At 47.5% G+C, this 15,442-nt stretch carries 8 protein-coding genes, 1 tRNA gene and 1 pseudogene; 7 read left to right on the top strand and 3 right to left on the bottom strand.

Annotation, left to right across the window (positions count from 1 at the left end; genetic code table 11):
- The first annotated feature begins 2 nt into the window (after positions 1 to 2).
- From IE073_RS10695 to IE073_RS10720, 6 genes are all read left to right on the top strand, one after another.
- Positions 3 to 2,771 carry a TonB-dependent receptor gene (locus IE073_RS10695; protein ID WP_189585495.1) on the top strand — a complete coding sequence of 923 codons (2,769 nt, stop codon included), beginning with the start codon at positions 3 to 5 and terminating at the stop codon, positions 2,769 to 2,771.
- A gap of 87 nt (positions 2,772 to 2,858) precedes the next feature.
- On the top strand, positions 2,859 to 4,379 hold the full coding sequence (locus IE073_RS10700) for a tryptophan halogenase family protein (RefSeq protein WP_189586308.1): 1,521 nt from the start codon (positions 2,859 to 2,861) through the stop codon (positions 4,377 to 4,379).
- Between the two features lie 9 nt (positions 4,380 to 4,388).
- Positions 4,389 to 5,150 carry a SapC family protein gene (locus IE073_RS10705; protein ID WP_189585499.1) on the top strand — a complete coding sequence of 254 codons (762 nt, stop codon included), beginning with the start codon at positions 4,389 to 4,391 and terminating at the stop codon, positions 5,148 to 5,150.
- 9 nt (positions 5,151 to 5,159) lie between these two features.
- The gene (locus IE073_RS10710) at positions 5,160 to 7,370 is read left to right on the top strand and encodes an alpha-galactosidase (RefSeq protein ID WP_233350016.1); all 2,211 of its coding nucleotides are present in this window, start codon (positions 5,160 to 5,162) and stop codon (positions 7,368 to 7,370) included.
- Positions 7,367 to 9,232: a beta-galactosidase gene (locus IE073_RS10715; protein WP_189585505.1), complete on the top strand. Its 1,866-nt coding sequence runs from the start codon at positions 7,367 to 7,369 to the stop codon at positions 9,230 to 9,232. The genes IE073_RS10710 and IE073_RS10715 overlap by 4 nt, the downstream gene beginning before the upstream one ends.
- A gap of 38 nt (positions 9,233 to 9,270) precedes the next feature.
- On the top strand, positions 9,271 to 10,734 hold the full coding sequence (locus tag IE073_RS10720) for an SLC5 family protein (protein WP_189585508.1): 1,464 nt from the start codon (positions 9,271 to 9,273) through the stop codon (positions 10,732 to 10,734).
- Positions 10,735 to 11,011: 277 nt separating this feature from the next.
- Here the strand turns inward: IE073_RS10720 and IE073_RS10725 are convergent.
- The 3 genes and pseudogenes from IE073_RS10725 to IE073_RS10735 form a co-directional block, all read right to left on the bottom strand.
- Positions 11,012 to 11,679 (bottom strand): annotated as a pseudogene (locus IE073_RS10725) (IS6 family transposase).
- 467 nt (positions 11,680 to 12,146) lie between these two features.
- A complete protein-coding gene (locus tag IE073_RS10730) occupies positions 12,147 to 13,154 on the bottom strand; it encodes a hypothetical protein (protein WP_189585511.1) in 1,008 nt (335 codons plus the stop codon).
- 256 nt (positions 13,155 to 13,410) lie between these two features.
- Positions 13,411 to 13,486, bottom strand: a tRNA-Thr gene (locus IE073_RS10735).
- Between the two features lie 210 nt (positions 13,487 to 13,696).
- On the opposite strand from IE073_RS10735, the gene metG reads away from it, so the two are divergent.
- Complete coding sequence (metG, locus tag IE073_RS10740) at positions 13,697 to 15,427, top strand: methionine--tRNA ligase (protein WP_189585514.1); 1,731 nt, start codon at positions 13,697 to 13,699, stop codon at positions 15,425 to 15,427.
- Positions 15,428 to 15,442: the final 15 nt, after the last annotated feature.

A 15,442-nucleotide genomic window follows, 5' to 3' on the forward strand; every position in this document is an offset into this window, starting at 1 on the left:
TAATGCGTCTAGGCACGAAAAGTTTATTGGTATGCACGGTCGGCACGGCGGCGATGATGGTTGCGGTTCCGGCCTTTGCGCAGGTTTCAGGGCAGGATTCGGAAGATGTCGTTGTGGCAACGGGTATTCGTAGTTCCATCCAGCGCGCGCAAGATATCAAGCGAGAGGCGATTGGTGTCGTAGATGCGATTGCAGCCGAGGATCTTGGTAAGTTTCCTGACCTTAACGTTGCTGAGTCGCTGCAGCGTATCAGTGGTTTAGCGATTGACCGTTCTGGCGGCGAGGGTCAGGCTGTTACAATTCGGGGCTTGGGGCCGCAATTCAACACTGTGCTAATGAACGGCCGGCAGATTGCCACGGATTCTGGTGGTCGTGAATTCAACTTTGATGTTTTGGCGGCCGAGCAGATTACAGGTGCTACGGTCTACAAGTCAGGTCGTTCGAATTTGCAGGAAGGTGGAATTGGCGGCACTATTAATGTGACGACAGCTCGTCCATTTGACAATCCGGGCTTCCAGATGGCCGGAACGGTCAAGGGCGTATATGAAAGCCTTTCTGAGAAAATTTCTCCAGCTGGTTCGTTGTTGATCAGCAATACCTTCAATGATGACAAATTTGGTTTGTTGGGGGCGGTAAGCTACTCAGAGCGTGATGTGCAGATCAATCAGATCGCCACGGCTGGTTGGCGTCCTGGGCAAACCATTTCAAATGTGAATGACGGCGTATTGTTTGAGAATGCTTATATTCCTCGAAATTGGGATCAGATCGTGGATCGACAAAAGCGAAAGCGGTTAAACGCAAGTCTTGCAGCGCAATTTGCGCCTAACGATGACATAACAGTGACGTTGGATGGTTTTATTTCAAAGTTCGAGGTGGATTCTGAAGTAACGGATTTGGCGTCGTGGTTTGAGCCTGATCGTGTCGGGAGTGGAACAATTGATGCAAACGGAACATTGACCAGCTTTACTCAAGAAATTGGTCTAAACCAAGGGTCTGGCGATCCTGCTTCAGATTTTGTTTCTACTACAAGAAACTCTCGCGATGTTACCAACACAGGTTTCGGTGCAAACATTGACTGGGACGCAACAGAAAATTTGAGCGTGAGCTTGGATGCGTTTCATTCAACTGCCGAAAACGATCGCGCTGGTAAGGATCGGTTTAATGTTGTGGGGATTATCAATAATTATTCTTTCGACGGAACGGGCGAATATCCAACGGTTCAGCATGACGGATTTTCCGGGAATTCGCTTCCAGACGCAAATTTGAGTCGTTTACATTATAACGAAAAAGGAAACGTCCCAACGGATGAGGATCAGATTACAGAATTCAAGGCCGACTTTGTTTACACGCCTGATGTGGATGCAATCAAAGCGGTGCGTTTTGGCGCGTATAATCAAATGCGTGAAAAGTCCCGTTTCCAGATATTCGGCAACCAGTGTGCGTTCTGTGGTTATCAAGTCGCGGCGCCGAATGATGTGATAAGTTTCCGTCCGTTCACGGCCGGAAACTTCTTCCCCGGATTGATTGATACATTCTACACCTATGACGGTGATGCCTATGTTGATTATTTGTCAGATCAGGGTGTGCCAATTGTTACGTCTCTTCAAAACAACCGCTATGAAATCAACGAAGACATCATAAGTGCATATACGGATGTCACTGTCGGTTTCGACGCGGGTAATGTGCCAGTCGAAATCAATATGGGCATGCGCTACTCCGACACGGACATTGATGTCACAGCCGTTCAGAGCTTCATTGCTGATGTCGTTCCAACAACCGATCTGACGCTATTTTCTAACGTCTTTGGTCCGGCTACTGATATCACAGAGGGGGGGTCTTACTCCAACTTCCTTGGAAACGTGGATGTCTCCTTTGAGGTTCGTGAGGACATGAAGCTTCGGTTTGCGGCCTATGAGTCGCTGACTCGGGCAACAATGTCCGAGCTCTCCCCCGCGACAAACTTTGGTGAGCCGCGTCGTCAAAACCTCACAGCCAGCGGTGGTAATCCGGCTCTCAATCCGTTCAAGTCTACCAACTTTGATGCGGCTTACGAGTGGTACTACAGTGACGATAGTGTCTTCTCTGTTGCTGCGTTTCACAAAGATATCGACGATATCATTGTGAATCTCACGGGCAATGAATCTTTCACGTTGGCAAATCGTTCAGCTGCTGATGGTTTCCGGTGCGCCGGAACCACACCGAGCTGTGCGGCTCCGGGTGATATCGACCCTAGTCGTTCTGGATTTGACGTCATCGCAAATACTGAAGAGTTGAACGGCGAGAGTGAACTCTATCGCGTTAGTCGCCCGCAAAACGGCGAGTCGGCCACGGTTACCGGTATCGAAGTTGCGATCACTCACGTGCTTGATAACGGTTTTGGTTTCTCTGCGAACGCAACTTTTGTCGATAGTAATGTGGTTCTTGACCCGACTTCGGCGACCAACTTCTCTCTAGAGGGTGTTGGGGATTCGCAGAATGCTGTTCTTTTCTACGAAAACGAGAAACTGCAGGCTCGCGTTGCTTACAACCGTCGTGAAGGTTTCCTTCGTCGCATCGATAATGGCTTCAATGGTGAGCCAATCAATACGGAAACATTTGGCCAATTTGATGCCAGCGCAAGTTACGACATCAACGAACAATATAGTATTTTCGTTGAAGGTATTAATATTACGGGTGAAGAGCTGCGCCAAACTGGACGCTTTGAAAACCAAATTTACTCGATCGAAGATAATGGATCGCGTTACGCAATTGGAGTGCGCGGAAAGTGGTAAACCCCTCTACTTTATCGCAACCCTAACCTTGGGGCTGGTAGGAATATTCTTATCAGCCCCTATTTTTTGGCCTACAGAAATTGGATGATGTCGGACCCAATCAAATCAATACTCATCGTTGGCGGAGGAACTGCCGGTTGGTTAAGTGCGGCTATTATAGCGGCCCACCACAAAGATCGTCCTGATGGTTCTCTGACCATTACGCTTGTGGAGGCTTCCGACATCCCGACTGTTGGTGTGGGAGAGGGGACTTGGCCGACCATCCGTAATACAGTCCGTATGCTAGGCCTAGATGAGAAGAAGGTTTTTCGAGAATGTTTCGCTGGATTCAAACAAGGCGGAAAATTTGTGAATTGGGTGACAGAGGACGATTATTATTACCACCCTTTCACAGTTCCTCTTGGATATGGGCAGCTCGACATGGCACCCTACATTGAAGACATCGAAGAATTCGCTCTAGAGGCTAATTACCAACAAGAGATTTGTGAGGCAGGTCTCGCCCCCAGGTCTTTGTCAGAAGGAGATTTCCAAAGTATCTGTAATTACGCCTACCACCTTGACGCTGGCGCCTTTGCCAATTTGCTAAAAGAACACTGCAAAACTGAACTCGGTGTTCAGCACGTTATAGGGTCAGTTAATGACGTACACTTCAACGACCAAGGGTATATCGGATCCTTGAGTTTAGAAGGCGCCGCGGGCCCATTTGTTCTTGATGCCGATCTATTTGTTGATTGTACCGGGTTTCGGTCTCTACTTCTTGGAAAAGCGCTCAACGTTCCGTTTGTGTCCAACGAACAATACCTTTTTAACAATCGGGCCATTGCAATACATGTACCCTATGAAAATGAGGATGATCCTGTTGCTTGTCATACGATTGCGACAGGACAAAATGCAGGATGGACTTGGGATATTGGACTCACCAATAGGCGAGGCGTTGGTCATGTCTATTCTGATGAGTTCTTGTCCGATGAAGAAGCTGCAGCAAACCTGAGAAATTACATCAACCAACCGCTCGACGGGTTCGAGATCAAGCAATTTAAATTTCAATCTGGTTACCGACAGCAAACTTGGAAGAACAATTGCGTTGCTATCGGTTTGGCTTGCGGGTTTGTAGAGCCCCTCGAGGCGACAGCGATTATGCTGGTCGAGGTCGCCGCGCGATATGTTGCTGAAAATCTACCGGCCAATGAATCTATAATGCAGGTAACTGCAAAGCGATTTAATCGGCAAATGGAATATCGTTGGTCTCGGATCACAGATTTTTTGAAACTTCACTACATGCTAACAAAGCGAAAAGAGCCGTATTGGAGGGCCCATTGTGAAGACAGTAGCATACCAGCGAGCCTGAAGGAAGATTTAGAAATTTGGAAGCATCGCGGACCAACCAAATCGGATTTTGACGGTGTTGCAGAGCTCTTTCCCGCCGCTAGCTATCAATATGTTATGTATGGAATGGGGTATAAGCCTGATTATTCTCGTCAGTCATATTTGTATAACCAAGAAGTTCAGGCCAATCGTATTCGTCAGAAGAACCAACTTATGACGCAGCAACTCTTAAACAACCTTCCGCCCCACAGAGATTACATTGAGCATTGGCTCAATCAGTAGGACAAAATTATGGCCACTCTGAAAGCCTTATCCCCAGATGCGCACCGAACCTTGAAGCTTAAAAGCGACAACGGAATTTTCTACGCAAAGAAGGCGCATATGTTATCGCTTCGAGTGACTGAAGTCGCCCAAGCCACTGTCGCCTTTCCTGTGTTTATCAGCCGGATGGGCAACGGCTCAATGAGCCTTTCAGCTCTGACGAGTTTTGAACCTGGAAAAAATTTGTTCGTCTCCAAAGGTGAGTGGGTCTCTAGCTTCACGCCAACAGCCATGAAGACTTATCCGATCTTCCTTATGAAACCTATGGACGGGAACTCGGAACCTGTCATGGGCATAGACGAAGGTAGCGAGGCTCTCAGCACAACTGAAGGTCAGGCGATTTTTGATAGTAAAGGAAAGTTGTCGCTCCCCCTGAAGCAGTTGAAAACTCAGCTAATGGAGGATTCTAGAAATATCGTTCACACCGTCCAGTTTTTTGAGACCTTAACATCTTATGGTCTAGTCGTGCCTATAGATATGTCACTGAACTACAGCGACGGAAAAACAAACCGTGTTCGCGGATTGAGCATGATACATGAAGACAAATTCCAGTCGCTGAGCGCGGAGAATCTGGCTGACCTTCGGGATCGAGGATATCTAGCACCCATTTACGCGATGTTGTTTTCCGTATTCCAGTTAAATGCGTTGATCCGTCGTAACAACCAAGTTGACGATATTGATCACATTAAAAGCATTAATTTGGAAGTTAGCAAAGACACTCGTCTTGCATAGGAGCTTGCCTTGATAACCGTTTCTGAAAACAACATATTTGCTTTGACGAATTCATATTTCTCATATGTTTTCCGCGTGTCTCCAGAAGGGATTTTGGAACATCTCCACTATGGGGGCTCCTTGCGTGATCCACTAAAAGTCGCGACCCATCATTTACGAACACAAAGAGAAGTGGCCACTAACTTTCAAGGTGGACCATATTTTAGTCTGTCAGATACTCCGCAAGAATATCCGAGTTTTGGGACATCCGATTTCCGTTTTCCTGCTTTGCATGGTAGAAACTCTGACGGAAATACTGTCTTTTCCCTACATTATAAGAAGCATAAAATTGTTACGGATAAACCACGGCTGAAAAAGCTCCCCTCCGCGCGTGGTGGCGACAGTGAAACTTTGATCGTCACGCTTGAGGATGTTCTGCACAAGCTAGAGGTCGAACTTCATTATACGATTTATCAAGATTATGGCGTTCTTGTGCGTTCCACCAAACTGAAAAACAAAGGCGATAAAGAGATACAGCTGCAGCATGCATTTAGCTCGGCCTTAGATCTTCCTCCGCAAGACTACGAAATTCTTCATTTGCATGGCACATGGTCAAGGGAATTTAATGAAGAGCGTATTGACGTTCCAAAAGGTCGCTTTGTCGTGGACAGCGCACGGGGAACCTCTAGCGCCGCGCATAATCCATTTATCGCAATCGTACAAAAGGGTGCGACTGAGGAGCATGGACGGGTGCATGCAACGACATTGATGTATAGTGGCAATTTCGCTCTCTCCGTTGAAAAGGGCGAGTTCGAAGATGTACGTCTTCTCGCTGGGATAAACCCGTATAATTTTCATTGGCGTCTAAAGCCTGGTAAAAAATTCTGCACACCTGAAGCTCTGCATGTTTATGCAGATAAAGGCCTACGGAGCATGAGTCACATCTGGCACGAATTCGTCCGTGATAAAGTTTCTCCTGAACGTTTCCGACACAAGCCTCGTCCGACATATTTAAATACGTGGGAAGCCGCATATTTTGATGTTGATGAGACCAAAGTTCTTCATCTCGCGGATAAGGCAAAGGATATCGGCGTAGATATGCTCGTGCTCGATGATGGATGGTTTGAAGGACGCCGTGATGATACTTCATCCTTGGGCGATTGGACCGCAGATAAGAAACGTTTTCCAAGCGGTATTCCGGCTCTCGCCGCCAAAGTGAAAGCCAAAGGGTTGAAATTCGGAATTTGGTTTGAACCTGAAATGGTCAACCCGAAAAGCCAATTGTTTAAAAATCACCCTGACTGGATTCTTCACGTTCCCGGGCGCAAGCCGTCTTTGGGAAGGAATCAATTGACGCTCGATTTGTCACGGCCAGAAGTCATTGATTATCTATATGGACAGATAGACAACATCCTATCTTGCGGGGATATTGATTACGTAAAATGGGACATGAACCGAAACATGACGGAGGTTGGTTCGGCTGGACTACCTAAAAATCGGCAGAGGGAAGTCTCTCACAGGTATATGATTGGTTTATATGATTTGCTCAAACGGCTGACCAAGAAATATCCAGATATCTTGTTCGAAAATTGCGCAAGTGGAGGGAACCGATTTGACCTCGGAATGCTTAGCTTTATGGCGCAAAACTGGACGAGCGATATGTGCGACCCCATCGGTCGATTGGAGATTATCAACGGCTGTTCGTATCTCTTTCCCCTCGACGTGACGGCCGCTTATATTGGTCCGTCACCTAATCATCAAAATGGTCGGAAAAGTTCTATCGATACGCGGTTTAACGCCGGCGCATTCTGTGCGGCTCGGGGGATTTCCTTGAATGAGACTGACATTGAGGAGAACAAAGATCAGCTCCAAAATCTCATGCAATTTGCCAAAAACTCCGCCGAAGATATGGTTGGCGGACGTTTTGATCGGCTGATTAAAACTGACACTGAGGTCTGTTGGCAATATACCACCCGAGATGAAACGAAAGTCTATTTGGCCTATTTCCATATTCTTGCCGCCCCAAACCTACCCTTCCGACGCGCGCGTATGGTCGGATTAAACCCGAATGCTGATTATACTCTCGTGGAGGATGGCGTTCGGTATGCTGGTGATGCGCTAATGCAAAGCGGCATGCCTTTGCCCTACGTTGCTACGGGCCAAGTCAACGAAAATGTTCGTTATATGGCGAAGGGTGATTTCTCATCCTATTTGTTTGTCTTTGAGAAAGTCGCGCAATGAGACCCGAACTCGGCGTTTGCTACTATCCTGAACATTGGCCCGAGACCTCGTGGGAAACTGACGCGCGCGAGATGCGTGAACTTGGCCTCGATTGGGTTCGGATTGGTGAATTTGCATGGAGTAAAATTGAACCCAGGCCGGGGCATTTTGAGTGGGAGTGGTTAGATCGTGCGGTCTCTGTTTTAGGCGAAGCCGGACTAAAGGTCGTTATGGGAACACCTACAGCTACACCTCCTCGATGGATGCTTGATAAGCATCCAGATATGATCGCATTTGACGTCAATGGACGGCCACGAAAATTTGGATCGCGGCGACATTATTGTTTTTCGCATGACGGTTATCGCGGAGAAAGTGTTCGGATTACCGAATTACTTGGAGAACGGTATGGTGACAACTCATATGTTCGGGCTTGGCAGACAGATAATGAATATGGATGTCACGAGACTATTGTTTCCTATAGTCCTGCAGCTGCCTTGGCATTCCGGAGTTGGTTGAAAGAAAAATATCAGACGGCTGATGCTCTCAACAAAGCATGGGGCAATATCTTTTGGTCAATGGAATATAGTGATTTTACGCAAATCGACTTGCCAAATTTAACCGTAACTGAAGCTAATCCTTCTCATGTTCTGGATTTTAGACGTTTTAGCTCTGATCAAGTTGTACGTTTCAATCGTGCCCAGTGTGAGGTTTTACGCCGCTTTTCTGAAAAACCGCTAATTCATAATTATATGGGCAGAATTACCGAGTTTGATCATTTTGACGTCGGTAAGGACCTAGATATCGCAAGCTGGGATAGTTACCCGCTAGGCTTCCTTGAAGACCGCTCAGATCAGGACGACGACTTCAAGCACAAATACATGCGACAGGGAGACCCAGATTTTCAGGCTTTTCATCACGATCTGTATCGCGCCGTAGGCAAGGGGCGTTGGTGGGTCATGGAGCAGCAGCCAGGGCCAGTAAACTGGGCGCCATTCAATCCTGCTCCGTTGCCAGGCATGGTCAATCTATGGACATGGGAGGCGGTCGCACATGGCGCCGAGGTTGTAAGCTATTTTCGTTGGCGCCAGGCACCCTTTGCACAGGAGCAAATGCATGCGGGTTTAAAGCGATCGGATAATGAGTGGGCTGATGGCGCGCAAGACGTTCGGAATTTTGTTTCAGAACTGTCTGAAATATCGGATATAAACCTACAGACCGCACCTGTTGGACTTGTGTTTGATTATGAGTCTGCATGGGCATGGGACACCCAACCACAAGGGCTGACTTTTGACTATTTTAAACTCGTTTACGATGTTTATCGCGGACTAAGAAGGTTAGGCCTGTCCGTGGACATTCTGCCTCCAAGTACCACCGATTTTGGTGAAAGGAGGTTAGTCTGTATTCCAGGATTATTTACGTGGTCGCCTGAACTAAAAAAAGCTGTCTCTAAATTTTCAGGGCAAGTTTTAATGGGGCCTCGTTTTGGGTCGAAAACGCCAGATTTCAATATTCCTGAAACCTTGCCTCCAAACGTTCCTGGGTTTGCCTGTAAGGTAAAGTCTGTTGAGACACTGAGGCCAAGTGTCGTTTTGCCTCTCAAAGATGGTGGGGGAATAGCCTCTTGGCGTGAATTTATCGAAACATCAGAAGAGGTCACGGAAAAAACGGAAGACGGCAATGCCGTTTTGATTGTGAAAGCGAATATCTGGTATCTTGCAGGCTGGCCTGATGATGAAGCGATGATAAGATTACTGGGCGAGGTCGCAAAAAAATCCGACCTCGAAACTTTTCCAGTTGAAGGTGGACAAAGACGTCGTGAGTTTGGACCATATGTCCTACATTCAGATTACGACACTGGCGAAATTCAAATAATAAAAAAATAAAATACGTAAGCACGGACTGAACCGAGCAAGGGGAACCTATGGAACTGCAAAACATTCAAGTCATCGTATTTTTAGCGATAACCGCCCTGATCGGGCTGGTGACCTATTGGTATTGCCGAGGTGCGCGACATAGCGAGAATGGCGAACAAGAATACTTCCTCGCAGGCGGCTCGTTGAAATGGTACTTTGTGGCTGGCTCAATAACACTCACAAACTTATCTACTGACCAGCTTGTCGGAATGAACGGCAATCAGATGGCGCTGCTGGCGTGGTGGGAACTCGCAGCTGTAGTGGGTCTCATGATGCTGTGTTTTGTGTTTATCCCTGTGTATTATAAATATAATTGCACGACCACGACTGAGTTGTTGGAGAAAAGATATAATAATAAACACATCCGTGCTTTGATTTCAGTCCTGTTCCTTCTCGGGAATATCTTCATCTTCCTGCCCGCAATTCTATATGGCGGCGCCCTTTTCATGCAGAGCATGTTTGGAATAGATGTAAACATTTATATCATCGCGGCAATCTTCGCCATTGTAGGTTCAGCTTATGCGATCTTTGGTGGGTTACGGGCGGTTGCTGTCTCAGACACATTCTCTGGAGTGTTGCTATTGTCTTTGGCCATAGCGGTTACCCTAATTGCGTTAAATGCAATCAATTTCGATTTCACTGGTATCCCAAAGGAACGCTTAACGTTAATCGGAGCGCCAGACTCAGACATACCATTTGCGACGCTATTTACCGGTATGATATTTATTCAGATGTTTTATTGGTCAACTAACCAAACGATCACTCAAAGGGCAATGGCGTCGCCGAATGTGAAAGAGGCTCAAAAAGGCATATTGGCTGCGGCGGCTATTCGTCTGCTTGTTGTACCGCCGATTATAGTCTTGCCGGGCATTGTTTCATATAAATTATATGGAGATATTGGTGATGCCGCCTATGGCCAAATTGTAGGTGACCTCTTGCCAAGTTATTTGTCAGGCGCTTTCGCGGCAGCAATCGCGGCAGCGGTTTTAACCACATTTAATTCGATCTTAAACGCTTCGGCCGCCTTATGGGTTTGCGATATCCATGAGGCCTATTTCAGCAAAAAACCTAACGTGAAGCGCCTTTCATTTTGGGTGTCTATTGTGATGGTCTTGATGGCGTTTGCGATGATCCCAATTTTCAACAACCCCGAACAGAGTATCATTAATACGGTGCAGCAACTCTATGGCTTGCTTTCCATGCCGATTTTGTCAGCTTTTATCGTCGGATTGCTTTTCAAAAACGTTGATGCGCGATCCGTCATTTTGGGCGTCATTTTGGGCGTTGGGTTTTACTTTTATGCCACAAACCCGATGGGTGAGGCGCAGAACATCAATCTGCACTATATACACCTAATGGCCATAACGCTTATTTTGGCTGTGCTTAGCGCGTTAATAATGAACAAAGTTGTGTTTAAGAAGACCGTTATATGGGACGCAAAAACAGTATTTGGGCGTGCGGCGTTAGAATAAATCGTCTTCGAGGGTGCCGCCAAGGGGCTTTGTCAGGTTAAAGGTGTTATGCGAGTTTTTCCGTATTCTGCACTTTTGCGGGTAGATTGCTGCCGTAGCTAAATTTCACTCTGAATTGGCTCTATCTCTGAACTTGCGAAGATTGCTTCTTGAAATGAGATGGCGTCGAAAATTGAAGAGATTGTAGATTTGACGGTTTTGTCACATTAACTGAACCTGCCGTCATTTTTCCTTAGCTGACCTCTTACGCGCAAACTGGTGCCGTGACCAAATTCCATTATGTATCTGCTTGAGACCGGAACTTTCGAAGTGTATTTCTTGAGATGAGGTGACGTCGATGATTGAAGAGGTTATAGATTTGGCTATGGGCTGAGAGCATTTTTGAGCATTCATAACTGACCTGAACCTTTGTGATTTTCGTTCTCTTCGTCTGATGGGGACATGTGAACATTCGGCGGGATTACTCTTTCGGCCTCCAACGTCTTGTAGATGTTTCATCCCTAGCAGCTTAAGCGCTGCACCGTACGACCCAAGTCTATCAGTCACTATTCTTGTGAGTTTTATACCTTGGTTTTTTAGAAGTTTCCGCAGCAAACGCAGCGCTGCTTTCGTATTTCGCCGTCGCTGGACAACAATGTCGAGCACAGTCCCTTCGTCATCCACGGTTCGCCAGAGATATGTCATCTTCCCGTTAATCCTAGTGTATACTTCATCTAAATGCCAAACAGGTGAAGGGATTCCAGCTCGTAACTTTATCCGCTTGGCATAAGTGGATCCAAACTTATCAACCCACCTTCTTATTGTTTCATAGGAAACATCAATACCGCGCTCGATCAGAAGCTCCTCGATGTCTCGGAAGCTCAGATTGAACCGAAAATACATCCAAACGGCGCGGCGGATAATGTCCGGGTGGAAGCGGTGCCGGGTGTAGATTGATGTTTTCATCGCTAGAACTTAGCCGAATGACTGAAAACTGGCATTAACGTGACAAAGCCTCAAGGGAGCGGTATATCAAAGTGCGGTCGTCTATATGACTGACTGCCTTGGGTACTCGCCGCACGTAATGCCATATATCGCCCCGTAATCGTAGGTATTGGTCGGGCCGTCTAATTGCTTTCATCCTGCCATCTCCTGTGCAGCCTTTTGTAAGGCAAGAAGTGAGGCAAATCGCGCGAGTTACCGTGTGGAAAGTACAGGAAAGAGGGATTTTCCGAGACTTACGCAACTTGCTATGATAGCAAAATGGTGCCCCCACACGAACTCGAACCGCGGACCCCCTGATTACAAATCTGGACGAATGGACGTAATTTCAATGGCTTAGCGGGGTTATACTCTGTTTTGTTCCGTCTTACTCTGTTTAATTCTGTTTTGTTTCGTCGGACGGTTTTACGTCAGATTATTTGGTTGTTCGCCTATCGCTTGGCTTTCATGCCAAACACATGCCGCCAAGGAAAACCTACGCCGTCATTGAAGATAAGGTCCGCTTGGCTGTTGAATCCAGAAAATTGCGAATAACCGTACCACTGAGTATCAACATCAATATTTTTCCCAGAAATACGGCAATCAAATTCGCGCGCAGTCACAAACGCTAGGCAGTCGGCAAGCTTGCTTTCAATTGTGCTGCCTGGTGCTACATGCTCGATTGCTGGTATATGCGCTCCTCGGGTAAACCATATAAAAAGGGGGGATCTCCTAATGCCGATCATACATTCTTCAGCCCAGCCATTCTTGCTGCCATTCTGTGCTTGATCAAAAGCAAAGGTAGGCGCAACTCCACCATTCGTGCATCGCTCTAGCGTCCGGATTGTGTATGCTGAAAAAACCCTGTCGCGAAGGAGCTTCATCTCTTTGGCTGTAGCTCTGGTTGTGTAAAGAGAACCCGTCGTCACGAACCTTAATACATACTTAGAGTTAGCAATCTTGCACATATCGCGGATGTATTTAAGACGCATGGCCCGTGTAGCCTTAGGCCAACTTTTTCCAGACATTATACTTTTTGCGTGAAAAGATGTCAGCAGTCCGCCGCTGTCCCTCGCCAAGCGTTTCTCAAGAGCGTTAATTTTAGACTGGATACCAGCTCGTTTATCTCCAGCAATCCCACAACCTGCATATAGAAACATATAAATGTAATCCAATTGCCTAAACGATTCATCTGCGGAAATGACCATCCGTCCCAAGGTGTCTTTCCTTTCTATCACGATGTGATTTAAATGCGCGCATGCACACTTGTTGGAGAAAGATATGGGAATCCAAAACCCAACCGATACGTTACTGGCAATCGACTCCGCAGGTCTTGGCTGTTTGGCAAACCAATCAATTGGCTGCTCCGAGCCGCACTTTTCGCATGTGAACAGTCGTTCAGCAAGTTCTGTCGGGACGACTTTTGGCGGATTGCGATGCTTAGCTGTAGACTCTTTCATTAAACTGCCCTTTGTGGTTGCAGGTTTAACTGGTTGTCATAACACATTAGTCAAGCAGCTATGCCAGTGTCTCGTAATCGAGTGTCTTTCTGTGGTGCTCATCAACTTGCTTTTCCACCTCATTTAGCTTCATGTGGCTATGGGCGGATAACCGATACTGACCTGACCTCGAACAACGGGGGCGTCGGACGGCCGTCGGACGGTTCGCATGCGAAGTATTTATCTTCACGTAAGTTATTGAATTAATTAGTAAAAATGGTGCCCCCACACGGACTCGAACCGCGGACCCCCTGATTACAAATCAGGTGCTCTACCAGCTGAGCTATAGGGGCACTGTCTGGTGTGGCGGGCGTTTAGCGGGTGTTTTATGGTCTGGCAAGTCGCTTATCATATGAAACTGCAGGTTTTTTGTCTCAATGTGAAATACGCTTGGTTTCATGTAGAAAAACGCGGCTTTGTCACTCCTCTCACAATGCGTATGTTCGACGTAATCCGCGTCAATTCTACTTGAATGCGGGCGTATGGCAGGTAGAAGGCGCGCTATGTCTACATCTACACCCCAACGCATTCTCGTCACTTCCGCGCTTCCCTACATCAACGGGGTCAAACATTTAGGAAATTTGGCCGGATCAATGCTACCCGCAGACGTCTACAGCCGCGTGATGCGCCTGCTCGGGCATGATGTGCTTTATATATGCGCGACAGATGAGCATGGGACACCGGCAGAGCTTGCCGCCGCGGAGGCCGGACTTACGGTCTCTGACTATTGCGACCAGATGCACGACGCACAAGCCAATGCAGGCGCTGCGTTTAAGTTGTCTTATGACTATTTCGGACGATCAAGTTCGGAGAGTACCCAGCGCCTGACACAAGCTTTTGCGCTCGCGCTGGAGGAAAACGGATTTATTGAAGAACGGAGTTCGAAACAGGTCTATTCTGTAACAGACGGCCGCTATTTGCCTGACCGCTATGTCGAAGGGACCTGCCCGAATTGCGCATTTGAGAAAGCGCGTGGCGATCAATGCGATAATTGCGGCAAGCTCTTGGACCCCGTCGACTTGATCGAACCTTACAGCGCCGTTTCTGGCAGCAAAGATGTTGAAATCCGAGACACCAACCATCTCTATCTAAAACAATCGGAAATGAGCGGGCGCTTGCGGGAATGGGTCGAAACACATCGCGAAGATTGGCCTGCACTCACGACATCCATCGCGATGAAGTGGCTGGATGAGGGATTGCGAGATCGGTCGATAACGCGGGATCTAGAGTGGGGTATTCCTGTTGTAGGTAGCGACGGAAACGTTCGTGATGGTTTTGACGGGAAAGTCTTCTATGTTTGGTTTGATGCGCCCATTGCTTATATTGGCGCGACCCAAGATTGGGCCGAAAAAAATGGAACCGATTGGGAGCCTTACTGGCGGACTGATAAGGGGGCGGATGATACGCGGTACGTTCAATTTATGGGTAAGGACAACGTTGCGTTCCACACACTGTCATTTCCGACGACAATCATGGGAAGCCAGCAGCCGTGGAAGCTGGTGGATGAGCTTAAGGCCTTTAACTGGGTAACCTGGTACGGCGGCAAGTTTTCGACAAGTCAAAAGCGTGGCGTATTCATGGATCAAGCTGTCGATATTGCACCTTCGGACTACTGGCGCTGGCATCTTATGGCGAATGCGCCAGAAGGCTCTGACGCGGCTTTCACCTGGGAGGAGTTTCAAGCAAGCGTAAACTCAGATCTCGCCAATGTACTAGGGAACTTCGTCAACCGTATCACGAGCTATTGCGTGAAAAAATTTGACGGTGCTGTCCCTGCTGGTGGGGCCAAAACCGAGGCAGAGTCTTGGATCGAAGCTGACCTTTCAGAACGTCTGCCAAGGCTTATTTCTTATTATGAAGCGCGTGAGTTCAGGAAAGCCATGGCAGAAACGCGTGCCATTTGGGCCGCAGGCAATGAATATCTTACTCAAGCTGCACCTTGGACGCATTATAAAACAGATGTCGATCAGGCGGCTATGGGCGTACGAACAGGTCTAAATCTCGTCGCACTCTTTGGCATATTGGCTCAACCCATCATCCCAGACGCCGCCGATAAAATTTTGGCAGCGATGGGAATACCTGAAGATCGCCGAAGCTGGAAATTTGGCGACACGGTAGATTTGTTAGACGCTCTGCCACATGGTCATGCGATAACTGCACCGCCGGTTCTATTTACTAAAATTGAAGATGATGACGTGACGGCGTGGACGGAACGATTTGGTGGTGGAGTGTAAGGCTCGCGCTTCGGT

Origin of the sequence: Litorimonas cladophorae, assembly GCF_014652455.1 — a bacterium.
Taxonomy (GTDB): Bacteria; Pseudomonadota; Alphaproteobacteria; order Caulobacterales; family Maricaulaceae; genus Litorimonas; species Litorimonas cladophorae.